The following is a 24,179-nucleotide window of genomic DNA, read 5'->3' on the forward strand; positions in this document are numbered from 1 at the left end:
GAGGACTTATCAGTATGATAAGAAGTGCCGAATATGGAGACCGGAAGAAACATCAGAGAACCTATCTGGACGGATTGAAGAGATACAAGAACAAAGGGGTTCGGATAACCATTGACGGAGTCGAGTGCCCGGAAAAGGAATGGGAAAAGATATTCGAGATGGGAGAAGACGGGGGCTTTTACATGGGCGACTATGTGGGCGCCGAGCAGGGCTGTCTGAAGGAAATCAGATTTGACAAAGTGTATCTCAGTGACCCTCCCAAAGAGAAAAAAAGCCAGGATTCATAAACAAGGCAGATAACAAAAGCAGATAACAAAAGCAGATAATAAAAGCAGACAACAAAAGCCCGGCCCATGCGCGGCCAAGAGTACCGTCTCAGCCTGTGCAGCCAAAGCAGGCAGCGCATACCGGGCTTTTGTTCCTGTTTCCTCCTTAATGACTGTAAATTGTAAGCAATTAATTGGTACATACACTCTATTTTGTGGTAGAATAAATACAATCATTAGGAAACTGGAGGACAGGATGAGCAGAAGAAGAAAAGGTCACGGCTGCGGAATCACGGTGCTGGTTCTGCTGTTCATATTTATCCTGGCAGGCGGTGGTCTGGGATTGCTTTTTGCCAGGAAATACATGCCCAGCAGTGAGTTGGCGGATAAGAGCAGGATATTTGGGATTAAGGGCAGTCAGGTGGCCCTTATTTTGGATAACCAGGTGCAGGAGGCCAAGGGAATCTATGAGGATGGCCAGGTGTACCTGCCGGTGGATTGGGTGAATGAATATCTGAACCAGCGTTTCTACTGGGACGAGGGCGAAAAACTGCTTGTGTACGCACTGCCCGATTCCATTGTATATGCGGACGAGAGTACGCAGGGCGAAAAGGGCCCTCTCTTTAAGGTTACAGATAGTGGGATGTATCTGTCCCTGGGCGTTGTGGTGAATTATACGGATATCCGTACGCAGGCTTTTGCCACAAGCCAGATTAAGAGGGTGTTCATCGACACCTCCTGGCAGCCCTATGACACAGCCGTACTGAAAAAGGCAGGCCAGGTAAGGGTGAAGGGCGGCGTCAAGAGCCAGATTATCACAGAGGCAGCTGCCGGGGAGACGGTGGATGTGCTGGAGACTCTGGAAAAGTGGTCCAGAGTCAGGACCTCGGATGGTTATATCGGATATGTGGAGAACCGGAAACTGGAGCCGGGAGAGCAGGTTGTGCCTGTCAGCACCTTTGAGGCGCCTGTGTATACCAGCATTTCCATGGATGGCAAGGTGAGGCTGGGATTCCATCAGGTCACGCGGCAGGAGGGAAACAGCACCCTTGAGGACTATGCCTCCGATGCCAAAGGGATGAATGTGATTGTGCCCACCTGGTTCAATGTGGTGTCCAGTGATGGAACCTATACGTCGCTGGCCAGTAAGGATTATGTGGATAAGGCCCACGATATGGGACTGAAGGTGTGGGCCATGGTTGAGAATGTAAGTACAGAGGAAAGTGTCAAGAACCTTAACACAAAGACCCTGATGTCCTCCACCAGCACCAGAAAAAAGCTCATTGAAAAACTGATGAATGAGGCGGATACCTACGGCTTTGACGGCTTCAATCTGGATTTTGAGAGCCTGAAGGCAGAGGCAGGACCCCACTATGTCCAGTTTATACGGGAAATGTCGGTTGCCTGCCGCAATAAAGGACTTGTACTGTCTGTGGACAACTATGTACCTTCTTCCTACACCGCGTTTTATAACAGGAAGGAGCAGGGAATCGTGGCTGATTATGTGATTGTTATGGGATATGACGAACACTATGCAGGGGGAGAAGCAGGCTCCGTGTCTTCCATTCCTTATGTGAGGGAGGGGATTGAGAATACCCTGAAGGAGGTCCCGAAGGAAAAGGTTATCAATGCAGTCCCCTTCTATACCAGGGTATGGACTGTGAATGAGGGAAAGACCTCGTCCAAGGCATACGGCATATCAGATGCCAGGAAGTGGGTGGAGGAGAACCAGGTGGAGCTTACATGGGATAAGCTCTTGGGGCAGTATTACGGTGAGACGGTGAGCGGAAGCGGCCAGCAGTATATATGGATGGAGGAAGAAGACTCCATGAAGCTTAAGATTGACCTGATTAATGAGTTTGACCTGGCAGGGGTTGCCTGCTGGAAACTGGGATTTGAGCCAGCGGACATATGGGATATCGTGTCTGAGGTTAAATAAACGAAATGGGTGACACCGGAGGAAGGAAATGAGAGGAAGAGCAAGGATAACGGGAATCATGACAGCGGTCATAATGGCCGGAGTCATGGCGGGGTGCAGCGTACAGACTGGAAAACAGGCGGACGCCACCGCCGGAAAACAGCAGACAAAGGAAACGGTACAGGAAAAAGTTCAGGAAACAGAGCTGCAAAAGCCCACCCATCCTGCGCCCTCAGAGATACAGCCTTTTCCGGATGTTGAGAAGGAGACAAAAGCAGAACCGCTGATTGGAGGAAAACGCATCATCCTTATGACGGATATACATTATCTGGCGGAATCCCTGACAGACCAGGGGGATATGTTCCGGTCCATGGTGGAGCACGGCGACGGAAAACTGACCAATTACGTATGGGAGATAACCGATGCAGCCCTGGAGGAAATCAAGCTTCTGAGCCCGGATGTCCTGATTATCAGCGGGGACTTAAGTCTTCAGGGGGAAAAGAAAAGCCATGAGGAGCTGGCGGAAAAGCTGGATGAAGTGGAGAAGGCCGGTATCACGGTGGTAGTCATACCGGGCAACCATGACATTAACAATCCCAGCGCCTCGGTGTATTCCGGAGGAGACCGGTATCCGGCAGAGCCTACCACGCCCGAGGATTTTGAACGCATCTATAAGGAGTTCGGATACTCAGAGGCCAGCAGCAGGGATACGGATTCCCTCAGCTACACCTATGACCTGGGACCCTCCATGCGCCTTCTCATGCTGGATACCTGTCAGTATGAACCCCGCAACAAGGTCGGGGGAATGATAAAGACAGAGACATATGAGTGGATAAAGAAGCAGCTTGAGCAGGCTGACCAGGACAGCGTGATTCTTCTGCCTGTGGCTCATCACAACCTGCTGGAAGAGAGCAAGGTATATGCGGATGACTGCACCATTGAGCACAGTGAGGAGCTGATACAGATGCTGGAAGGGGACAATATCCCTCTGTTTCTCAGCGGACACCTGCATGTGCAGCATTTTATGAGGAATAATGATATCGGCATCTATGAGGTGGTAACCAGCTCCCTGTCCACGCCTCCCTGCCAGTACGGCGTGCTGGATTATATGGAAGACGAGACATTTTATTACTATACACGCAAGGTAAATATGGAAAAGTGGGCCAGGAAAAACAAGAGCACGGATGAGAACCTGCTGAATTTCAATACATACAGCCCTCCTGTGCTCAAGCAGATATTCTATAACCAGGCCTACGATGCCATGAAGGATTCTGCGGAGGAGGAGACGGGAAGCATATTTGTGAAGCTGACCGAATCAGAGAAGCAGCAGATGGCCAAGGTATACGGGGACCTCAATGCTGCCTGCTACGGAGGCAGGGCATATGAGGTGGTAAAGGAGGCTGTGAAGCAGCCCGGATACGCCATGTGGAAGGAGTACTGCTATCCCAGTATCCTGTATGAATACCTGGAATATATCATAGAGGACGCGGTGCAGGATTATAACGTTCTGAGTATGGAGTAAAATCAGGTTCATTTTCATCAGGCGGGTGAATATACTGGAATAAAGGTTATCAGGGAGCGCCCATTGATGAAGCATTCAGCATGGCAGACAGTGATGGGGATTCTGCTGCTTTGTATCGTGGCACTGATATCATGGCAGGCAGGGACATTGGTGGCTGTCCATAATCAGGCAGCAGAGGCAGACAAGGCAAAGCCAGTGGTGGTTATTGACGCCGGACACGGAGGCAGTGACCCGGGTAAGGTGGGGATAAATGGTCAGCTGGAAAAGGATATTAACCTGAAGATATCAGAGCAGCTGAAAGCATATCTTGAGGCCTCCGACGTAAAGGTGGTCCTCACCAGGGATTCAGACCAGGGGCTGTACAGCTCCGGGGACAGCCATAAGAAGATGGCGGACATGAGAAAACGGTGTGAAATCATAAATGAGGCAGCACCGGATTTGGTGGTAAGCATTCACCAGAACAGCTACCATGAGGAGTATGTATCCGGAGGCCAGGTTTTTTACTATAAGACATCGGAGAAGGGGAAATATCTGGCAGAAATTTTGCAGAAACGCTTCGACTATGTGCTGGGAGAGGCCAACAAGAGGATGGCCAAGGCCAATGACAATTATTATCTCCTGCTTCATGTAAAGGAGCCTATCGTCATAGTGGAATGCGGATTCCTGAGCAATGGAAAGGAAGCCAAACGACTGGAGGATGAGGAATACCAGGACAGGATGGCCTGGACCATACATATGGGAATCATGGAATACCTTAATACCGTAAAACAGAAGAAATAAAGCCAAAGGGGCTGCCGTGGATTTTGATAATCCGGGCAGCCCTTAAAAAATGCCTATTACTGTGGATGGAATTTAAAAAGTGAACGCAAGGGCGCGATGTTAAGGGGGACCTTTCCTGTCTGGAAGGAGGTATGGTATTGGTATAATATTTCAATATGCAGCTTATGCACCTGAAGGCAATAAAAAAAGCGCGAGACGGGATTCGAACCCGCGGCCCCCACCTTGGCAAGGTGGTGCTCCACCCCTGAGCCACTCGCGCATACTAGAATGATATTACTTTGACGTGGTATAGTCTATCATATTTCTGCTGATAAATCAAGAGGTTTTTGCCAGGTTTTTTGGGCCGCTTGCTTGAAACCTGATTAAAATTTATCCGGAAAGGCAGCACATGCAATTCCTGTCTTTCCGGACGGTTCCCCATCTATTTTGTTATCTGGCTGCACTTTTTACCTTTGAGGTGCCTCAATTCTGCTGCAGGTAGCTCCTTCGATGAATGAAGCCTCGATGATTTTGGACACAGGCTCCTCCGGCGGATTGACTACCAGCTCAAACAGTTCAAGGGATATCTCCCTCAGATTTTGCTGCACAGTGGTTATCTGGGGCTGATGGAGATTGCTGATAACATTATCAAATCCTACAATGGACATGTCCGCCGGAATCTTTAATCCCAGGGAATATGCTGCATTCAAAGCTCCCAGGGCGATGATGTCATTACAGCAGATGATTGCCGTTGGGGCGGCTGGAAGGGAGAGGAAGTAGTTGAGCGCCTGGCTTCCGGCCTGAAGGGTCAACTGTGGGTTTCTGTCATAAATGTATTCCTGGATAACGGGAAGGCCCTTTCCCGTCATTGTCTCTATGTAACCATTCTGTCTGGAGATTACGGAATCCATGGGTGTGCCGCAGCCGACAAATGCAATTTTCCTGTGACCCAGATTGTAAAGGTAGTCCACAATGGGCTGCATCATCTGCCTGTTATTGGAACGCACACTGGAAAACTTGCCATGTGTTTTCCGGTCCAGGAACGCAATTGGAATATGAATTTTGCAGGCTTCAAAAATATCGGAGTCAACGCCTTCTGTCAGGATTATACCTGCGCACCGGTTGGCAAGACAGAAATAAAGATATTTCTTTTCCAGCTCAGGGCTGCTGCCGGTATCGCAGATAAGGAGCATATAGTTGTGTTCCAGACATATCTGGTTCAGCTCTTTAATCAGGCTGATAAAAAAAGGGTTCTCCATATCATATATAAATACGGCAATGGTATTGCTTGTCTTGGAAAAGATTTTTTTGACAGGCTGATTCGGTATATAGTTATATTCCTCAATTATTTTCTGCACTTTCTCCCTGACTTTTTCAGATGTCATTTCTGGATTGTTGATGACACGCGACACAGTTGCAGTAGATACTCCTGCCAGTTTTGCAATGTCCCTGATTCCAATGTATCCGCTGTTTTCCGAACGGCCTTCCTTGTTCATACGGTTTCTCCTCCTGGTTTTGAAGGGTGAAACTTGTTTCATAAATAAGAAAATAAGTTTCATCCAACCATATCATATTATAGTTGAAATAAAAATAATTGTAAATATGAAAAAAATGTAACAGTTTTACTTGAAACGAAAGAGCAATACATAGAACATAAGATAGAGCGAGAAATAATTGCTAAAAAAAGAGAAAAAAATATAATATTGTATGAAAAATGCACAAATATAATATTGACAACAGGGTTATAAAGTGCTATATTGAAAATGTAACAAGTTACATACACGATGTGAATGTGAGGGGCGGAACATGAATACAAGAATAGAAAGATTGAGAAAACGGTTATTTGATGCAGACCCGCGTATTTGTCCGGAGCGGTGTACCTATTTTACGGAGTCTATGAAGAAATCAGAGGGAAAACCAATTGCACTGCGGCGTTCCCAGGCATTTTATGATGTACTGGCCCGTATGACGGTTTATGTGAATGAAGATGAGCTGATTGTAGGAAATCAGGCGCAGTGGCCAAAGGCATCTCCGATTTATCCGGAGTATTCCACAGACTGGCTGGAAGCAGAATTAAATGGTTCACCCTTTTTCCCGGATAAAAGACCTGGCGATAAGTTTTACTATACGCAGGAAGATAAAGACAAAATATTAGAATGCGTAAAATATTGGAAAGGTAAATCCCTGTATGAAAATCTGAGAAAAACGCTTCCGGATAAAATCAACCAGGCCTGGGATGCCAATGTGATTGATGATACATGGGTTTCAGCAGCCGGCCTGGGCAATGTTATTGTGGATTATAAAGGCGTGGTGGACAAAGGCTTGTCCGATGTCATGAAACGGATAGAGAATAAGCTTAAGCGTCTGGACCCAAGAGAACCAGGCAATACAAGAAAAAGATGGTTTCTTGAGGCTGCCCTTCAGGGTAATCAGGCGGTGGTGATGTTTTCCAACCGTATTGCTGATTGCTGCAAAGAACAGGCAGAACAGGAGACAAACGCAGCACGCAGAGAGGAGCTTCTTAAACTGGAAGATATATGCAGGAATGTTCCACTGAATCCTGCCAGGACCTTCCATGAGGCAGTCCAGGCCATCTACATGATTCTCCTGGCGGTTCATCTGGAATCCAACGGCCATGCCATATCCCTGGGGCGTTTTGATCAATATGTATATCCCTACTATAAAAAGGATTTGGAGGAAGGCAGAATCACAAGGGAAGAGGCCCTGGAGATAGTTGAGTGCTTTTTCATCAAATGCAATGAACTTAACAAGCTCAGAAGCTGGCCGGATACAGAATTTTTTCTGGGATACCAGATGTTCATCAATCTTGCCATTGCAGGACAGACAGTGGATGGTAAGGACGCTTCCAATGAAGTTTCCCACCTGTGTGTGGAAGCATGTGAGAATGTAAGACTGTTTACACCGTCTGTATCCATTAAGTGGTTCGAGGGAACCAGTGATGCGTTCATGATGAAGGCGCTTAAGGCAGCGGAGCGGCATCAGGGCGGCCAGCCGGCATTTTATAATGACAAGGCATTTATCAGAACCCTTGAGAATATGGGAATCGCCGAGGAAGACAGGGTGGATTGGGTTCCGGATGGATGTATTGAGGCCTCTATTCCCGGAAAGTGGGATTTTGCGGCCAAAGGTCCATGGCTGAATGTGGAGAAGGTGTTGGAAATCACGCTGCATGACGGCACAGACCCCAAGACCGGATACCACTTTGTGGATTTGGAAAAATCTGCAGGGGATTGTGGCAGCGTAAGGGAGCTGATGGAATTATATAAGCAGACCCTGGATTATTTTATGGGGCTGCAGGTGGAGACAGAGCATATTAATGATGAAATCCACATACAGCAGGATATCAATGCATTCCGCTCCTCCCTCGTATATGACTGTATCGAGAGGGCCATGGACCTTGTGGAAGGCGGCTCTGTTTACTCAGCGGACGGAGGGCCTACAGCAGGTACCATCAGCGCAGGCGACTCTCTGGCGGCATTGGATGAGATTGTATTTAACCAGAAGCTTCTGACCATGGAACAGGTACTTCACGCTATGAACACAAACTATGAGGATATGGACACAGTGCCCTCCGGACCGGAAATCAGAGCCATACTGGTAAATAAGGCACCTAAATTTGGAAATGATGATGAGAGGGCTGACAAGTGGGTGGTGGAGCTGGAGGATTACATTGGTTCCAGCTACAGGTATAAATATAGAAGCTCAAAGTATGGAAAAGGACCGGTCCCCTGCTGCTATTCCTACAGTCAAAGCCCTGTGACCGGTAATATTGCCTTTGGAAAGAGCATTGGGGCCACGCCGGACGGGCGCAAGGACGGACAGCCGGTTAACAACGGCATTTCTCCCGCCAATGGTTCGGAGAAAAATGGAGCTACGGCAGCCTGCAATTCCGTCATGAAATTGCCCAGCATATGGTTCCAGAAGGGCGCTATATTCAATATGCGTCTGTCCAAGGGAGCTCTGGATACCGATGAGAATAAAGAAAAGGTAATTGCCATGATTAAGGTTCTGTTTGAAAACTACGGACAGCAGATTCAGTTTAATGTGGTGGATAACAAAGTGTTTAAGGAAGCAATGGAGCATCCGGATGAATATAAGGATTTGATGGTCAGGGTTTCCGGTTACAGTGCGTTGTTTACATCTCTGTCCCCTGAGTGCCAGATGGATGTAATAAGCAGGGCAGAGCTGGAATTATAGCCGTTAACACGCTCCAGGCAGCAAATAGTAAATAGGGGGAATAAGGAAAATGAGGGTTTGCAATGTATTCAACATAGAACGTTTTGCAACAGAGGATGGCCGCGGTATCCGTACCGTAGTATTTTTAAAGGGCTGTTCCCTGCGGTGCAGATGGTGTGCAAACCCTGAATCCCAGAGAGCGGGGACAGAGGTCCTGGTTAAGGCAAATGCCTGCATAGAGTGCGGAAGATGCAGGGTCCTGTGTCCTGAGAAGGCCATAAGTTATATGGAAGGTTACGGATATATTACGGACCAGAGTAAATGCAGGCAATGCGGCGTCTGCGTCAGGGAGTGCTATGCAGACGCCAGGGAGATGATGGGGAGGAGATACAGCGAGGAGGAGCTTCTTGCGGAAATATTGAAGGACCGCCAATATTATGGAATGTCAGGCGGCGGTGTTACGTTCAGCGGAGGAGAGCCTTTGTACTACAGCGAAGTCATAGGGGCCATTGGGGAGCAGATGCATTTGAGGGGTTATAACACCCTGGTTGAAACATGCGGTCATGTCCCTCAGGAGGCGCTTGAAGACATAAACGGGCGTGTCGATGCGGTTTATTATGATTTTAAACAGATTGATTCTGAAAAACATAAAGAATTGACAGGTGTGGATAATACCTTGATACTCAGCAACCTGGAGTGGCTGTGCGGGCACTACCATGGGGAATTGTCGGTCAGATATCCCTATATTCCGGGCTGCAATGACGATGAGGCGTCCATCAATGGTTTTTTCAAGTACATAAAAGGTTTGAAGCATATATCTGAGATTGTATTTCTTCCCTATCACAGGCTGGGTCTTCCGAAATACCAGGGGTTAGGAAGAAAATATGAGATGGGCAATATGCCATCCCTTAAGAAAGCAGACTTATCATTCCTGGTACAGTGGGCAGGAGAATATGGTTTGGAGATTAATATCCGATAGGAGGCAGGGGTGTTGATGAAGCGGAATATGGTAGCGTTTGACTGTGGCAATTCGTCATGCAGGGTTATCCTGGGGGTGTATGACGGGGAGCAGATAGCCGCAGAGGTTATTACCCAGATACCAAATTACATGGTCAGGGTACATCAGTATTTCTATTGGGACATACTGATGATTTACCAGAAACTGTTGGAGGGGCTAAAGGAGGCGGTAAAACGGGCCGGAACCATCCACTCAATCGGTATCTGTACATGGGGAGTGGATTTCGGACTGTTTGACAGGCAGGGATTTATGATTCAGAATCCGCTGTCATACAGGAACAGCATAGGGGCCGAGGTTATGGAACAGATGCCTGACGAACAGAGAACATATCTGTTCAGGCAGACTGGTATCCTGTGCGATAAGATTAATTCGGTTAATATGATAAAGGGAATGATGGAGAAGATGCCGTCGGTATTTTCCAACGGCCACAAGCTTCTCATGATACCGGATATTTTAAATTATCTCTTTACTGGCTGCATGGTAAACGAGCCCAGCGAGTTATCCACAACCCAGCTGATGGATGCCAAGAAAAGGCAGCTGAGTGAAGACGTGTTGGGGGAGATGGGAATACCTTCCGGCTTATTTGCTCCAATTGGCAAACACGGCACGCCAATTGGCATGCTTCATTCCGGGGTAAAGGAAATACTGGGTATATCCTATGATGTTCCGGTTATCTGCGTGCCGTCCCATGATACGGCTGCTGCTGTACTGGCAATTCCGGCAGAGGAAGAAGAGTTTTTATTTGTCAGCACAGGAACCTGGGCGCTTATTGGTATGGAGCTGGAGGAGCCCATTATAAATGATGCGGTGAGAATAAGATGCCTGACCAATGAAATAGGGGCATTTAATAAAATAACCCTGCTGCAGAACAGCGCCGGAATGTTTATCATCCAGCGCATTAAGGAAGAGTATGAGGAGGAAAACGGGGCTATAGGCTGGGAGGAGCTTAATGGTCTTGGAGACCGGTATGGGGGAACGGTTCCTCTGTTTCCGGTCAACGATGCCAGGTTTTTTAATCCGGTACATATGGCGGATGCGATATGGGATTATCTTGTAAAGACCGGTCAGGTTTCCGGAGAAAAAGACTGGGCGGCAATCATATGCAGTTTCCAGAATTCCATGGCCCTGAGCTTTGCGTCAGTGATACAAGGCCTGGAGGAAATAAGCGGAAAGAAAAAAGATACTGTTTATATGGTAGGCGGCGGCTCCCGGAATGTCAGGTTATGCCAGATGACGGCAGATGCCACGGGCAAGAAAGTGGTGACAGGGGGGAAGGAAAGTACTTCCCTGGGAAATCTGGGAGCCCAGATAAAGTACTTTGAGCCTGAGATGACAGTGAGGGAAATCAGGAACCTTATTGGAAGGGGCATTGAGAAAACAACGTATTGCCGCAGAAAAGATTCCGGTGAGGCATTGAAGCGGTATCAAAAACTAGAAGGATAAGGGGGCCTGTCCATGGACGGATGTATATTGAGGATGTGCGGGATTAACAAAAGCTTTTTTGGTGTTCCCGTGCTGAAAAATGCGCAGCTGGAGGTACTTCCCGGGGAGGTTCACGTCCTTTTGGGGGAAAATGGAGCAGGTAAATCCACACTGATTAAAATTCTGTCAGGGGCATACGGACGGGAAGGCGGTGACATCGTGCTGGACGGCAGGGAGCTGGCGCCCATGACGCCGAAGGAGGCTCTGGATGCCGGTATCAGCGTGATTTACCAGGAGTTCAATCTGGTGCCGGATTTGCCTGTATATGAAAATATATTCATTGGAAAAGAATATGGCCGGGGGCTTCTTGTGGACCACAAGCGGGCTATAAAAGAGGCAGAGGGATATATGAGGCGGGTCGGCCTGGAGGTCAGCCCTAAGACGCTGGTCCGTGAACTAAGTGTGGCCCAGAAACAGCTGGTGGAGATAGCCAAAGCCATATCCAATCATGTAAAGGTTCTGGTTCTGGATGAGCCCACAGCGGCCATCACGGACAAAGAGACAAACATGCTCTTCGGAATCATCCGTGAACTTCAGAAGGAAAAAATCGGAATTATCTATATTTCCCACCGTATGAGCGAGCTGTTCGAAATCGGGGACAGGTGCACGGTTATGCGTGACGGAGAATATATAGGAACCGTGGAATTGTCTGAAACCACAGAGGACGAGCTGACAAAGATGATGGTGGGACGCACGGTTAGTTTTGAAAAGATTGCCAATGAAGCGGTTGACATGAACCAGGTGGTGCTGAAGGTTGAAAATCTGGGATATAAGGATTTCCTGAAGGACATATCATTTGAGCTGCATAAAGGCGAGATACTGGGATTTGCAGGTTTGGTGGGCGCGGGCCGGACAGAAGTGGCAAAGTGTATGATAGGCGCTTACAGAAAAAACAGTGGTACGGTTACATATAAGGGTGAAACCTTGTCCAATAGCCTGTCCAAAAATATCGAAAAGGGAATCGTCTATCTGAGCGAGGACAGGAAGGATGAGGGACTGGTTCTCATGCATTCTGTCATGGATAACATTGCATTACCCAATTTAAAGCAGCTTGCCAAGCCGTTCATCCGGAAAAAGGAGATGGCGGAACGCGCTAAGTATTACATTAAGAGTCTGCGGATTAAAACCCATACGCATCTGACAGAAGCAAAGAACCTGTCCGGCGGTAACCAGCAAAAGGTGGTTATTGCAAAATGGCTGTATTCCAATGCAGATGTATATATATTCGATGAGCCCACAAGGGGAATTGATGTTGGGGCCCGTGATGAAATATATAATATCATGTATGACCTGGTCAGCCAGGGGGCCTCTATTATCATGATATCCTCCGACCTTGTGGAGGTGCTTAAAATGTGCGACCGGGTTGCCGTTATGAGGGAGGGTGTCCTGGAGGCCATATTGGACAATACCCCGGATTTGACGCAGGAAACCATATTAAAATATGCGATGCAGGGAGGAATATAGGTATGGAGAGTTACAAAGAGGGTGTTAAGGCAAAGCTGCCGGCATTGACTTTATATCTCGGACTGATTGTTATTTTTATTGTATTTGCTGTAATCTGCAGCATGATGGGGAAGAACTTCCTGACCCTTAATAATATGTTCAATATCATTACGCAGGCCAGCATCATTTCCATAATTGCAATCGGGGCTTCCCTTGTTATTGTCACCGGCGGCATTGATTTGAGCGTTGGGTCCATTGTGGGGTTTGTGGGTATATTTGGAGGACTGATTCTGAAAGCAGGCATGCCTCTGGTTGCCATGGGGGTTTTGTGTATAGCGGCAGGTGCTGCCTTTGGTCTGGCCAATGGATGTCTGGTCAGTTACGGAAAGGTGCCGCCGTTTATAGTGACGCTGGGGGCCATGCAGATTGCCAGGGGCCTTGCGCTTCTGATTAATGGGGGGCAGCCCATATCCAGTTTCCCCAAGGGACTGGGAAGCCTGATGGCCTCCAAGGTGCTGGGTACAGTTCCGGTGTCTGTTATCTATGTGTTTGTGTTCTACGCAGTCATTATCTTTGTCATGGCATATACAAAGTTTGGAAGACATGTTTATTCCGCAGGAGGCAATATCTGCGCTGCCAGGCTTTCAGGAATCAATGTAAACAGGACCGTGCTCATGGTGTATGTCTTAAGCGGCGTATTTGCTGCCATTGGAGGCATCATGCTTTTGTCCCGTCTTACATATGCAGACCCTAATGCAGGCTCAGGCTATGAAATGAACGCGATTGCTTCCGCTGTTATCGGAGGAATCTCCTTATCAGGCGGGAAAGGAAAGATAGGGAATACCCTGGTGGGAGCCATCATCCTCAGCACCCTGACCTGCGGGCTCCAGATAATGAACGTTGCCACCTATTATCAGACCATTGTCACGGGAATCGTTATCATAGCAGCAGTGTTTGCTGATAAAAAGAAAGAGCGCCAGAGCGAATAGAAGAGCAAAATACAAAACGTATTTGCAAATAAAGGAGGAAATTGATTATGAAGCGAAACATGACGGCAGCAGTGATGGCATTGGCAATGAGTACGGTTATGACGGCAGCGGCGCTAAGCGGCTGCGGCCAAACTCCAAAGGAGACAGTGCCTGAGACAACCAAAGCGCAGACAGAAGCCCAGACCGCTGAGACAACCGGGGAGAGCGGAAAGGACGGGGAGAGCAGCACTGGGGCTGCATCAGGCAGCTATGAGGATAAGACCATTGGATTTGTGGGTATGACCTTAAACAACGAATATCATATCACCCTTGCCAACGGCGCCAAAGTGGAGGCAGAGGCAAAGGGTGTGAAGATTGAGGTTCAGGCCGGAGACCAGCATGCCAGCGCAGATGCGCAGCTTGGTATTATTGAGAATATGATAGCCAACAAGGTGGACGGAATTCTTCTGGTTCCCAGTTCTTCAGACGGTCTGGAATCCGCCCTTACAAAATGTAAGGAAGCAAACATTCCTATCATTAATCTGGATACAAAGCTGACGGATGAAAGCCTTGCCAATGTTGGTCTTGACATTCCGTTTTATGGAACCAACAATTACGAAGGCGCCAAACTGGCGGGAGAATATGTTGCGAAGAACTTTGAGCAGGGTACAAAGACAGCCATACTTAAGGGGATTGAGGGACAGACCAATGCAGCGGACCGCTACAATGGATTTTTAGAGGGAGCCGGGGACACGGTGACCATTGTGGCTGAACAGACAGCAAACTGGGAAGTGGACCAGGGATACACGGCTGCCCAGAATATCATAAGTGCCAATCCGGATGTGGAACTTTTCTTCTGCTGCAACGATAATATGGGGATTGGAGCATTGAGAGCCATTAAGGAAGCCAATATGCAGGAGCAGATTCAAATCATTGGATTCGACGCTGTCAGCGAAGCTCTGAACCTGGTGGAAAATGGGGAGTTCCTGGCAACCGTGGCACAGTATCCGGCTGAAATGGGAAAACTGGGCGTGGACAACATGTTGAAACTATTTGACGGCGGCGAGGCAGAATCCTATATTGACACCGGAACGGAAGTGATTACCAAGGACAATGTAGGCGAGTTTAAGGATTATTTAAAGACGTTTGAGTAGGAATAAGTCGGAATAAATTAGGGCTGCCTTCCGGCAGCAGAATGAGAGGCGGAAATGGATTTTAAAAAATGTATCGTAGAGAGCGGAAAGAAACTGGAGAATTCAGGACTTACTGTTGAGACATGGGGAAACATCAGTATACGCGACCCTGAAACAGGATTGGTGTACCTGACGCCCAGCGCCATGAAGTACAGTACGATTGTGGAAGACGATGTTGTGGTCTGCAGGCTGGATGGGACAATTGTGGAGGGTCACAGAAAACCAACCATTGAGACAGGGCTTCACCTGGCCATATACAGAAGCAGAGAAGAGGTAAATGCAGTCATCCATACCCATCCCATGTATTCCATGGTATATGCCACCCAGGGTAAGGATATTCCTCTTATCATAGACGAGGCGGCCCAGGCCATGGGAGACATCTGTAGATGCACCCAGTATGCATTGCCGGGGTCAGAGGAGCTGGCTTCGGAATGTGAAAAGGCGCTGGGAAAAGAGGCTAACTCTTGTCTTCTGCACTCCCATGGAGCTGTCTGCGTAGGCGAGAACATGGACGCGGCATTTAAAGTGGCCGCTGTTCTGGAGGCCACGGCCAGGATTCTGTACATGATTGAAGCTACAGGAGGAAAGCCTGCAGGTATAACGCCTGAAAATGTAGCAGTAATGAAGGACTTTGCAAAAAATCACTATGGTCAGGGTAAATAAAGGTTATAGGAAAAAGAACGCAAAAGGCAACCGTATATCGCTGTTGCCTTTTGCTGCGCTATGAATATCGAATAAACAAAAAAAGCCCGTACAAGGCTTTTACATAAAAAGCAGGTGATGGGAATCGAACCCACGTATCTAGCTTGGAAGGCTAGTGTTCTACCATTGAACTACACCTGCATAATGACCATGACACCACATGGTCAATGCCCAAAGTCGGAATCGAACCAACGACACGAGGATTTTCAGTCCTCTGCTCTACCAACTGAGCTATCTGGGCATTTGCCTGTCCGGAACAAACAGGAGGTTTCCTGTTATACAAGGTTCCTTCAGCGACATCAACAATTTTACAGGATTTCTCTGATATTGTCAAGATGAAATTTGAGTAAAATTATGTTTTCTCATTCCTTTCTCATCCCTTTCTTATCCGCTATGGTGCGCTAATGCAGATTGCCAAAGTATTTTGAGTAATATATACTTATTTAGAAAGAAAAGGAATAATGAGGTTACTATATGAAAGAAAATATTTGCTGTGTGACATACGGTGAACTTAGTTTTCTGGTAAACAATGTAATCAGTAAGCTGGAGGATACCTGTGATTTCCAGATTGTAGAGGGGCTTAGAGAAGAAACCTTAGAGAAGATAGATAAAGCAATTCTGGATGGGGCGGAGGTAATTATAGCCGGAGGAGCCAATGCGCAGGTGATTCGGGGTTATTTTAATATTCCTGTATTGGAATATAAGGTGACGCCTCTGGATTATATTACAGCCATACATAAGGGATTTGGCTTAGACTGCAGAGTGTCCCTGGTTCACTATAAATTCCCTATGAATGAAAGAATGAGGGAATGCCTGCGCTATATGGGGATGGAGACAGAGGAAATTGTTTATGAGGACATGGAGGATTTGGAACAGAAAATGTCTTCCAGCGGCTGCAATGTCTTTGTAGGATATGCCCTGGCAGTGGATGTTGCGCGCAGGATGGGAAAAGAGGGTGTCTTGCTGTATTCCGGTGAGGACAGTATTTTGGATACAATTGAAGAGGCCAGAATCCTTATTAAAGAACTGCGCAAAGAAAAGGAAAAGAATGAATTTGTGAGAGCCACTATGGATTACAGTCCCAATGGCCTTATGTTTCTTGATACGGATAAAAATATCATTGACTGCAATCAGAGTATATTCAGTCTGGTTGAAAATTCAGGGGCGGTGCTTAGAGGCAGGAAACTATCGGAGGTATTGCCGCAATGCATGCCAATTCAACAGGAGGAAATAGAGTCTCTGGTTGTTGATATACATGGGCAGAAGCTGTTGGAGCGCTGGGTGCCAATCTGTTCCGGCACAGAGAATCAGACTGGGTATATGATTGTGCTCACCCCGTTTTCAGATTATAAAAAGGCAGAATTGGATTATCGCAAACGGAAATTGGAGCAGAGACAGGCGTGCGGATTTACTGCCAAGCATACGTTCAGGGATATTATTGGGAGTTCCTATAAAATGAAGGCATGTCTGGACGAGGCGGAGCTGTTTGCCCAGAGCAGTGCAGCAGTCTTATTGTCCGGAGAGACCGGGGTGGGAAAGGAGCTGTTTGCCCAGAGCATTCATAATGCAGGCCTGAGAAAGGACGGACCCTTTGTGGCAGTGAATTGTGCGGCTCTTCCCGCCAACCTCCTGGAGTCGGAATTATTTGGTTATGATGAGGGAGCCTTTACCGGAGGACGTAAAGGAGGCAAGAAGGGGCTTTTTGAGCTGGCAGATGGAGGCACACTGTTTTTAGATGAAATTGGAGAGATTTTGCCGGAACTGCAGGCCAGGCTGCTGCGTGCCATCCAGGAGAAAGAAATAATGCATGTGGGCGGCGGACGGGTTATACCCGTAGATGTCCGCATTATCACGGCAACAAACCGGAATTTAGAGCAGATGCAGAATCAGGAATTCAGGAAGGATTTATATTACCGCCTGAGCGTGCTGGAACTTCAAATCCCGCCGCTGAGGGACAGGGAAGATGATGTGATTGAGCTCTTTCTGTTTTATATTAAGAAGAACAGGGGAATTGACGCTTATGGATTCGACCTGACAGAGGATATCCGGGAAATACTTAGAAGATACAGCTGGCGGGGGAATATCCGGGAACTTCAAAATGTATGTGAACGGTTCTGCCTGTACATGGAACGAAGCATCAGATTTGAACCGCTCTACGCTAAGAGATGCATGATTAAATCCATTGGTGAAGAGCGTCTCATAGGGGACATAATGCAGCCTTATAATCAGGACAACAGGGAGCTGGCAGCAGGAGAATTAAAACGTTTGTTATCCTATAATAATGAACAGATAGCAAAGACACTGGGAATCAGCCGCACCACATTGTGGAGAATGATGGGGAATTCAAAAAAGTAAGCCTTATAAAAATGTTTCAGATTTCTATATATTAAGAAGTCTGAAACATTTTTTTTGTTTGGCAGGATTTGTGTATGGCCTGACGCCTAAGAAATGAAAGGATATTTAATCTGTGGGAGGTTGGCATGGTTTTTGCTTTATTAATATGTATCATTAAAAAATATTGGGAAAGGGTGCGGGAAATGAGCAAGGGATTACTGGATGGGGTTAAGGTATTGGACCTGACAAGGGTACTTGCAGGTCCATACTGCGGAATGCTGCTGGCTGATATGGGAGCAGAGGTTATCAAAATTGAGATGCCGGGAAGGGGGGATGACGCCAGAAGAAATGCACCGATTGTAAATGGGGAAAGCGCCTATTTTATGAATCTGAACCGCAACAAAAGAGGGATGACCCTGAACCTTAAAAAGGAAGAAGGAAGGGAGGTTTTCCGTAAGCTGGTTAAAAAAAGTGACATTGTGCTGGAAAATTACCGTCCGGGGGTAATGGAGAAATTAGGATTGGGGTATGAGGACCTGAGAAAGATAAACCCGGCTATTGTATATGGGGCCATATCGGGTTTTGGACATTATGGGCCATATTCGCAAAGAGCGGGGTACGACATTATAGGACAGGCCATGAGCGGTTTAATGAGTACAACAGGATGGCCCGGAGGAAAGCCCACCAGAACAGGGACAGCTATATCAGATGTGATGGGAGGCGTCAGCTGCTGCACCGGCGTGCTTGCGGCTTACATAAACCGTCTTAAAACCGGAGAGGGTGATAAGGTGGATGTATCTTTGGTGGATGCCATGGTGTCCTCACTGGAAATTATTAATATGATATATCTCTGTACGGGACGTATTCCGGACCGGATTGGCAACCGTTATGAAGCGATTTATCCATATGACACATTTGAGTCCTCGGATGGAATGGTGGTTATTGCCTGCGGCAACGACAAATTATACGGAATTTTAAAGAGCGTGCTACAAATTCCCGAACTGGAGAGGGAAGATTTTGACGGTAATATCAAAAGAGTGGAAAATCATGCTAAATTAAAACCTGTCATTGAGCAGTGGACAAAGCAGCATACCATTGACGAAGTGGTTGAGATTCTATTGGCAGCAGGAATCCCTGCCAGCCCTGTCAACACCATTGACCGCGTGGTTAAGGACCCTCACATAGCTGTGGCAAGAGAGATGTTTGTGGAATTGGAGCACCCTGTTGCCGGTAAAATGAAGGTAACCGGGAATCAGCTGAAGTTTACAAATCATAAGGTGCATATTGACAGGCCGTCTCCGCTCCTGGGACAACATACAGAGGAAATATTAAAGGAATATCTGGATATGAACCGGGATGACTATATGGCATTGGCTCAATCAGGCGCCTTTTAAAGGAGGGGATTGGAATGAAAGCAAAAGTGGTTGAAGTGGGACCAAGGGACGGGTTTCAGAATGTAAAATCATTCATTCCCACAGAAAATAAAATTAAGATTATAGATGGGCTGGTAAAAGCAGGGATTAAGAAAATACAGATAACATCCTTTGTCAGCGAAAAGGCAATTCCGCAGATGCGGGATGCCCCGCGGATAGCAGAGGCCGTACTGGGGGCTTATGAAGGCGTGGACTTTTTTGCCCTGGTACCAAACTTCTATGGGGCCAAAGCAGCTGTGGCTGCAGGACTTAAGGAGATATCCCCTGTTATATCCCTGAGCGAAAGCCATAATAAGGCAAATGTAAAAAGAACCAGGGATGAATCAATTGAGGAACTTAAAAGGATACGGCAGTCATTTCCGGATGTACGCATTACACAGGACATTGCATGTGTGTTTGGCTGTCCGTTTGAGGGCGAAATGCCCATACAGGATTTAGTGGATTTGGTTGGGAGGGTGAAGGAAACAGGAATTAATGCATTTACGCTTTGTGATACAGTTGGAATGGCGTATCCGTCACTGATAGAGCGGGTATTTTCAACTATGAAAAAGGAATATCCGGATACAGAGTTTAACGTCCACATTCATGACACCAGGAATATGGGGATTTTAAATAGCTACGTGGCCTTAAACTGTGGGGCCGACAGTGTGCAGACGTCCATCGGCGGGCTGGGAGGATGTCCCTTTGCCCCGGGGGCAACAGGCAACACATCCACCGAAGATTTGGTATATATGCTGAACCAGTGCGGGTATGATACGGGTATTGATTTTGATATATTGCTGGAAACAGCCAAGTATGAACTGTCTGTGATTGATGGAAATTACAGCGGACATCACATCCGTATAGCAGAGAATCCCTGTATGGTTGTGCAGGCGTAAAGGTCCAATATCTGCGTTTATGATATGGCAAATGTGCCAAAAATGAAATCAGAACATGATATGTATTGACAATATATACAAAAAAGTATATCCTTAATCATGTAATGTCAAATGTATCCATTTATACAATATCCAGTTGGACGAGGAAATGCGTAGTAAGAATGGCAGTAAGGAGGTAATGTCATGAAAATTGTAGTATTGGATGGTTACACTTTAAATCCAGGAGATTTAAGCTGGAATGGCCTTCATCAATTGGGGCAGTTAACCGTGTATGAGAGAACTTCAGAAGAAATGGTTTTAGAACGGATTGGTGATGCGGAGGCTGTATTTACCAATAAGACTCCGATTACCAGTAAGGTGATTGAAAATTCTCCCAACCTTAAATTTATCGGTGTACTGGCAACAGGGTACAATGTTGTGGATGTGAAGGCTGCGCGCAGTGCAGGTATCATAGTGTCCAATATTCCTACTTATGGGACAGATGCAGTTGCCCAATATACCATTGCTTTATTGCTGGAGATGTGCCATCATGTGGGAGCTCATGCTGACTGTGTAAAAAGAGGAGAGTGGACCTCCAGTCCTGACTGGTGTTTCTGGAAATTTCCTCTCATTGAGCTGGCAGGAAAAACAATGGGGATAATTGGTTTTGGAAAAATAGGACAGGGAACAGCTAAGATTGCACAGGCTTTGGGCATGAATATACTGGCATATGATGCCTTCAGAAGACCAGAGCTGGAATCAGGTACCTGTCATTATGCGGAGCTGGATGAACTTCTTTCTGAATCAGATGTCGTTGTTCTCCATTGCCCGCTGTTCCCTGACACACAGGGCATCATCAACCGTGACACCATATCTAAAATGAAAGATGGAGTGATGATTATTAATGACTCCAGGGGGCCTTTGATTGTAGAAGAAGATTTGCGGGATGCTCTGATTTCAGGCAAGGTAGCAGGGGCAGCAGTGGATGTTGTATCCGAAGAACCTATTAGCCTGGATAATCCCCTCCTCCATGCCCCCAATATGATTATTACACCTCACATGGCCTGGGCGCCGAAGGAGAGCCGCCAGAGACTGATGAATTTAGCAGTAGGAAACCTGAAAGCATTTTTGGGGGACGCACCAGTTAATGTTGTTAATTAATTTTGTAAAATTGTGAAATAGATTTATAACTGTGGGGAATTACATCAATATTTATGGAGGTATTTATTATGGGATTAAGGAAACAATTCATTGCACTTAGCGCAGTTCTTTCTTTGGCAGTGGGGTTATCAGGCTGCGGAAGCCTTCAGAGCCCGGGTACAGCAAATACAAGCGCGGCACAATCCGGCTCTGAGACAGCCGCGGAGTCAGCAGAGCCGTCCAAGGCCCAGGTGCTGACCTTGACGTTTGCATTGTCTGAAAATTCGGCACATTACGAAGCAGGCAAAAAATTTGCTGAGCTGGTAAACCAATATACAGACGGGGCATATGAAGTAGAGGTTTATCCCAATTCGTCATTGGCCAGCGGGAACCAGTTAGGAGCGATTGAGATGGTGCAGAAAGGAACTATTTCCTGCGGCTGGCTTTCACCATTGGTACAGTGCAGTATAGAACCAAATCTGAATGCTCTGTGCATACCATTTTTATGGAAGGACACGGATGCAATAGACGCTGCCTTAAGGCCCGGAACGGATGTGGATGCGGCACTGAACAAGATTTTAAAAGAAAAGGGATATATTGCAGTTGCATATGCTGAAAATGGGTACAGGGAGCTTACCAACAGCAAGAGGGAAATTAAAACCCCGGAAGATATGAAGGGCATAAAGTTCCGGGCCATTGGAAGCACCATGATTTTTGATGTATTCAAGGCAATGGGAGCAAATCCAATGGACCTGAATTTCAGCGAGCTCTTTACAGCGCTTCAGCAGAAGACAGTTGACGGGCAGGAAAACCCCATATCAACAGTTATTGTTCCGCAGAAGTATTATGAGGTACAGGATTATATGACTATCTGGAACTATGTTTACGAGCCTCATCCACTGATGTTTAACCTGGAGCTGTGGGAATCATTTAGTCCGGAAACACAGCAGGCAATTCAGAAGGCTGCAATTGAAGCATGCGACTACCAGAAGAAATTATCCAGGGATGCATTGGCAGAGAATGTTGAATTGATTAAACAGAGCGGAACAACGGTTACAGAACTTACACCTGAAGAAATCCAGGCATTTAAAGATGTTGCTGTTCCTGTTGTGGAAGGATATTATGCAGACTTTAATCCGGAGTTGATGGGTGCGCTGCAGGCAGCTAACCAGTAAGCAGGGGGGCGCATAGCATATGAAAAAGAAACTGATTCTAGAGGAACACATCATTGCGGGTACATTGCTGATTATGCTGTCAATCCAGGGTATTAACGTATTCTGCCGGTACATAACAGGATGGTCATTCTCCTTCTCAGAAGAGCTGGTTGTGTATTTATTCGCGGTGTCCTCGTTTATCGGGGCCTCCGCGGCCTGCGCCCGGGGCGCCAACATGGGCTTAAGCGCTCTGGTGGATTTATGTCCGCCCAATATTCAGAAGGTCTTTATTTTACTGTCAGCCATTGGCAGCATTCTATTATTCGCACTTTTATTTAAGCAGGGAATTGAAGCAGTCAGAATGATGTTGAAATATGGCCAGAGAACTCCCATATTAAGATGGCCGACATGGATGTTTGAGATTGCTTATCCCATTGGAGCTGTTTTGTATATTTTCAGGACAATCCAGTTTACAGTAAGAAAGCTAAAGGAGGTGGCTTAATTTGAATATTGAGATTGGGCTCATCCTTCTTATCTTATTCTTTCTGCTGGTACTGATGAATATACCGATTGCGGTTTCACTGGGGTTGTCTACCATCATTACTATGATATTATACGGCATTCCTTTAGGGATGTATCTGGACACCATTAATGCCGGCCTTTCAAAGTATACACTGTTAGCCGTGCCGTTTTTCATTTTAGCAGGTTTTATTATGGAAAAATCGGGGATATCCAAACGAATTATTGCATTTGCGCGGTTGTTGACCGGACCGGTTCCGGGAGGTCTTGGAATTATCTCCATTGTGGTTACCCTGTTTTGGGGAGCCATATCCGGTTCAGGTCCTGCTACCGTGGCAGCCCTTGGAAGTATACTTATACCTGCCATGATTGAGGACGGATACGACAAGGGATTTGCAGCGGCTCTCATAGCGGCCAGCAGCGCTGTTGCTGTTGTCATTCCTCCCAGTATTAATCTGGTGGTTTACGGAGTTATCTCCGGGGATTCGATTGGCACGCTGTTTATTTCGGGCATTATTCCGGGAATTTTAATGGGAATCTGTTTTATTGTATATGCATTTATCTACTCAATGAGACATGGATACAGGGGGGAGCGCTTCGGAACTGTCAAAGAGGTGCTTCATGGATTCAGGGAGGCCATCTGGGGCTTATTTTCTCCCATTATTATACTGGGCGGCATATACGGCGGTATCTTTACACCCACGGAAGCAGCAGTGGTTGCAGTAATCTACAGTCTCTTAATTGGTTTATTTGTTTACAAAGAATTTAATGTGAAAGATTTATGGCACATACTTGCGGATGCGGGAGTCAGCTCCGCCAGCATATTGATTATCATGGCAAACGCAGGGGCCATGACATGGTTAATCACATCCCAGGGTATTGCAACCAGGTTCGGGACAGCCCTTCTGGGGGTATCGGACCATCGTATCGTAATTCTTTTGCTGATTGACCTTATGGTTATTATTGCCGGTGTATTTATCGACGGTATTTCCATTGCATATATTTTTGTTCCGCTGTTTCTGCCGGTTGTAACACAGCTGGGAATGAGTTCCATATGGTTCGGCGTTGTATTGACAGTCGGCATTGCCATTGGATTCACAACCCCTCCGGTGGCAGTCAATCTGTATCCGGCCTGCCGCATTGCCAATATAACCTTAGGCAAGATATCAAAAGAAATTATAGGGTTTGTGGCGGCAGGTGTGGTTGCCCTGATACTCATAACAATATTCCCTGATATCGTATTACTGCTTCCAAAGACGTTGGGAATGATGTAA

At 46.8% G+C, this 24,179-nt stretch carries 19 protein-coding genes and 3 tRNA genes; 18 read left to right on the forward strand and 4 right to left on the reverse strand.

The features are described from left to right. The first annotated feature begins 14 nt into the window (after positions 1-14). From FGS84_RS03975 to FGS84_RS03990, 4 genes are all read left to right on the forward strand, one after another. Positions 15-287 carry a hypothetical protein gene (locus FGS84_RS03975; RefSeq protein ID WP_138306384.1) on the forward strand — a complete coding sequence of 91 codons (273 nt, stop codon included), beginning with the start codon at positions 15-17 and terminating at the stop codon, positions 285-287. 235 nt (positions 288-522) lie between these two features. Further along, the gene (locus FGS84_RS03980) at positions 523-2,205 is read left to right on the forward strand and encodes a glycosyl hydrolase family 18 protein (protein WP_138306385.1); all 1,683 of its coding nucleotides are present in this window, start codon (positions 523-525) and stop codon (positions 2,203-2,205) included. A gap of 28 nt (positions 2,206-2,233) precedes the next feature. After that, a complete protein-coding gene (locus FGS84_RS03985; protein WP_138306386.1) occupies positions 2,234-3,706 on the forward strand; it encodes a metallophosphoesterase in 1,473 nt (490 codons plus the stop codon). 66 nt (positions 3,707-3,772) lie between these two features. Continuing rightward, positions 3,773-4,486: an N-acetylmuramoyl-L-alanine amidase gene (locus tag FGS84_RS03990; RefSeq protein WP_138306387.1), complete on the forward strand. Its 714-nt coding sequence runs from the start codon at positions 3,773-3,775 to the stop codon at positions 4,484-4,486. A 187-nt stretch (positions 4,487-4,673) separates the two neighbouring features. Here FGS84_RS03990 and FGS84_RS03995 read toward each other — a convergent pair. Both FGS84_RS03995 and FGS84_RS04000 read right to left on the reverse strand, forming a co-directional pair. Further along, a tRNA-Gly gene (locus FGS84_RS03995) sits at positions 4,674-4,745 on the reverse strand. Between the two features lie 187 nt (positions 4,746-4,932). After that, positions 4,933-5,961: a LacI family DNA-binding transcriptional regulator gene (locus FGS84_RS04000; RefSeq protein ID WP_138306388.1), complete on the reverse strand. Its 1,029-nt coding sequence runs from the start codon at positions 5,959-5,961 to the stop codon at positions 4,933-4,935. Between the two features lie 310 nt (positions 5,962-6,271). On the opposite strand from FGS84_RS04000, the gene FGS84_RS04005 reads away from it, so the two are divergent. Genes FGS84_RS04005 through FGS84_RS04035 form a run of 7 tightly spaced genes read left to right on the forward strand, consistent with a single transcriptional unit; the run spans position 6,272 to position 15,429 of the window. Beyond that, positions 6,272-8,683 (forward strand): pyruvate formate lyase family protein, encoded by a 2,412-nt coding sequence (locus tag FGS84_RS04005; protein ID WP_138306389.1) that lies wholly within the window; start codon positions 6,272-6,274, stop codon positions 8,681-8,683. A gap of 49 nt (positions 8,684-8,732) precedes the next feature. Continuing rightward, positions 8,733-9,641: a glycyl-radical enzyme activating protein gene (locus tag FGS84_RS04010; protein WP_138306390.1), complete on the forward strand. Its 909-nt coding sequence runs from the start codon at positions 8,733-8,735 to the stop codon at positions 9,639-9,641. Positions 9,642-9,656: 15 nt separating this feature from the next. After that, positions 9,657-11,123, forward strand: coding sequence for a rhamnulokinase family protein (locus FGS84_RS04015; protein ID WP_171042544.1), 1,467 nt, complete (start codon positions 9,657-9,659; stop codon positions 11,121-11,123). A gap of 12 nt (positions 11,124-11,135) precedes the next feature. Then, complete coding sequence (locus tag FGS84_RS04020; protein WP_138306392.1) at positions 11,136-12,626, forward strand: sugar ABC transporter ATP-binding protein; 1,491 nt, start codon at positions 11,136-11,138, stop codon at positions 12,624-12,626. 2 nt (positions 12,627-12,628) lie between these two features. Beyond that, positions 12,629-13,594 carry an ABC transporter permease gene (locus FGS84_RS04025; protein ID WP_138306393.1) on the forward strand — a complete coding sequence of 322 codons (966 nt, stop codon included), beginning with the start codon at positions 12,629-12,631 and terminating at the stop codon, positions 13,592-13,594. 47 nt (positions 13,595-13,641) lie between these two features. After that, on the forward strand, positions 13,642-14,727 hold the full coding sequence (locus FGS84_RS04030; protein WP_138306394.1) for a sugar ABC transporter substrate-binding protein: 1,086 nt from the start codon (positions 13,642-13,644) through the stop codon (positions 14,725-14,727). A 54-nt stretch (positions 14,728-14,781) separates the two neighbouring features. Beyond that, positions 14,782-15,429: a class II aldolase/adducin family protein gene (locus FGS84_RS04035; protein WP_138306395.1), complete on the forward strand. Its 648-nt coding sequence runs from the start codon at positions 14,782-14,784 to the stop codon at positions 15,427-15,429. 109 nt (positions 15,430-15,538) lie between these two features. On the opposite strand, the gene FGS84_RS04040 is transcribed toward FGS84_RS04035, so the two are convergent. Together FGS84_RS04040 and FGS84_RS04045 are read right to left on the reverse strand one after the other, a co-directional pair. Further along, positions 15,539-15,609, reverse strand: a tRNA-Gly gene (locus FGS84_RS04040). A gap of 27 nt (positions 15,610-15,636) precedes the next feature. Further along, a tRNA-Phe gene (locus tag FGS84_RS04045) sits at positions 15,637-15,709 on the reverse strand. Positions 15,710-15,942: 233 nt separating this feature from the next. On the opposite strand from FGS84_RS04045, the gene FGS84_RS04050 reads away from it, so the two are divergent. The 7 genes from FGS84_RS04050 (at position 15,943) to FGS84_RS04080 (ending at position 24,179) form a co-directional block, all read left to right on the forward strand. After that, positions 15,943-17,823, forward strand: a complete 1,881-nt coding sequence (locus FGS84_RS04050) for a sigma 54-interacting transcriptional regulator (protein ID WP_138306396.1) — start codon at positions 15,943-15,945, stop codon at positions 17,821-17,823. A gap of 182 nt (positions 17,824-18,005) precedes the next feature. Beyond that, a complete protein-coding gene (locus FGS84_RS04055; RefSeq protein WP_138306397.1) occupies positions 18,006-19,196 on the forward strand; it encodes a CoA transferase in 1,191 nt (396 codons plus the stop codon). Between the two features lie 14 nt (positions 19,197-19,210). Beyond that, positions 19,211-20,113, forward strand: a complete 903-nt coding sequence (locus FGS84_RS04060; RefSeq protein WP_138306398.1) for a hydroxymethylglutaryl-CoA lyase — start codon at positions 19,211-19,213, stop codon at positions 20,111-20,113. A gap of 183 nt (positions 20,114-20,296) precedes the next feature. Then, entirely contained in the window at positions 20,297-21,253 is a 957-nt protein-coding gene (locus tag FGS84_RS04065) for a D-2-hydroxyacid dehydrogenase (protein ID WP_138306399.1), read from the forward strand. A 68-nt stretch (positions 21,254-21,321) separates the two neighbouring features. Further along, complete coding sequence (locus FGS84_RS04070; RefSeq protein WP_171042535.1) at positions 21,322-22,407, forward strand: DctP family TRAP transporter solute-binding subunit; 1,086 nt, start codon at positions 21,322-21,324, stop codon at positions 22,405-22,407. Between the two features lie 19 nt (positions 22,408-22,426). Then, positions 22,427-22,888: a TRAP transporter small permease gene (locus tag FGS84_RS04075; RefSeq protein ID WP_138306401.1), complete on the forward strand. Its 462-nt coding sequence runs from the start codon at positions 22,427-22,429 to the stop codon at positions 22,886-22,888. Between the two features lies 1 nt (position 22,889). Next, complete coding sequence (locus FGS84_RS04080; protein ID WP_138306402.1) at positions 22,890-24,179, forward strand: TRAP transporter large permease; 1,290 nt, start codon at positions 22,890-22,892, stop codon at positions 24,177-24,179.

Source organism: Clostridium sp. 1001271st1 H5 (assembly GCF_005845215.1).
In the GTDB taxonomy this organism is placed as follows: Bacteria; Bacillota; Clostridia; order Lachnospirales; family Lachnospiraceae; genus Enterocloster.

Coding starts and splice junctions, on each gene's coding strand:
- FGS84_RS03975 (WP_138306384.1), top strand. CDS start 15: ATGATAAGAAGTGCCGAATATGGAGACCGGAAGAAACATCAGAGAACC.
- FGS84_RS03980 (WP_138306385.1), top strand. CDS start 523: ATGAGCAGAAGAAGAAAAGGTCACGGCTGCGGAATCACGGTGCTGGTT.
- FGS84_RS03985 (WP_138306386.1), top strand. CDS start 2,234: ATGAGAGGAAGAGCAAGGATAACGGGAATCATGACAGCGGTCATAATG.
- FGS84_RS03990 (WP_138306387.1), top strand. CDS start 3,773: ATGAAGCATTCAGCATGGCAGACAGTGATGGGGATTCTGCTGCTTTGT.
- FGS84_RS04000 (WP_138306388.1), bottom strand. CDS start 5,961: ATGAACAAGGAAGGCCGTTCGGAAAACAGCGGATACATTGGAATCAGG.
- FGS84_RS04005 (WP_138306389.1), top strand. CDS start 6,272: ATGAATACAAGAATAGAAAGATTGAGAAAACGGTTATTTGATGCAGAC.
- FGS84_RS04010 (WP_138306390.1), top strand. CDS start 8,733: ATGAGGGTTTGCAATGTATTCAACATAGAACGTTTTGCAACAGAGGAT.
- FGS84_RS04015 (WP_171042544.1), top strand. CDS start 9,657: ATGAAGCGGAATATGGTAGCGTTTGACTGTGGCAATTCGTCATGCAGG.
- FGS84_RS04020 (WP_138306392.1), top strand. CDS start 11,136: ATGGACGGATGTATATTGAGGATGTGCGGGATTAACAAAAGCTTTTTT.
- FGS84_RS04025 (WP_138306393.1), top strand. CDS start 12,629: ATGGAGAGTTACAAAGAGGGTGTTAAGGCAAAGCTGCCGGCATTGACT.
- FGS84_RS04030 (WP_138306394.1), top strand. CDS start 13,642: ATGAAGCGAAACATGACGGCAGCAGTGATGGCATTGGCAATGAGTACG.
- FGS84_RS04035 (WP_138306395.1), top strand. CDS start 14,782: ATGGATTTTAAAAAATGTATCGTAGAGAGCGGAAAGAAACTGGAGAAT.
- FGS84_RS04050 (WP_138306396.1), top strand. CDS start 15,943: ATGAAAGAAAATATTTGCTGTGTGACATACGGTGAACTTAGTTTTCTG.
- FGS84_RS04055 (WP_138306397.1), top strand. CDS start 18,006: ATGAGCAAGGGATTACTGGATGGGGTTAAGGTATTGGACCTGACAAGG.
- FGS84_RS04060 (WP_138306398.1), top strand. CDS start 19,211: ATGAAAGCAAAAGTGGTTGAAGTGGGACCAAGGGACGGGTTTCAGAAT.
- FGS84_RS04065 (WP_138306399.1), top strand. CDS start 20,297: ATGAAAATTGTAGTATTGGATGGTTACACTTTAAATCCAGGAGATTTA.
- FGS84_RS04070 (WP_171042535.1), top strand. CDS start 21,322: ATGGGATTAAGGAAACAATTCATTGCACTTAGCGCAGTTCTTTCTTTG.
- FGS84_RS04075 (WP_138306401.1), top strand. CDS start 22,427: ATGAAAAAGAAACTGATTCTAGAGGAACACATCATTGCGGGTACATTG.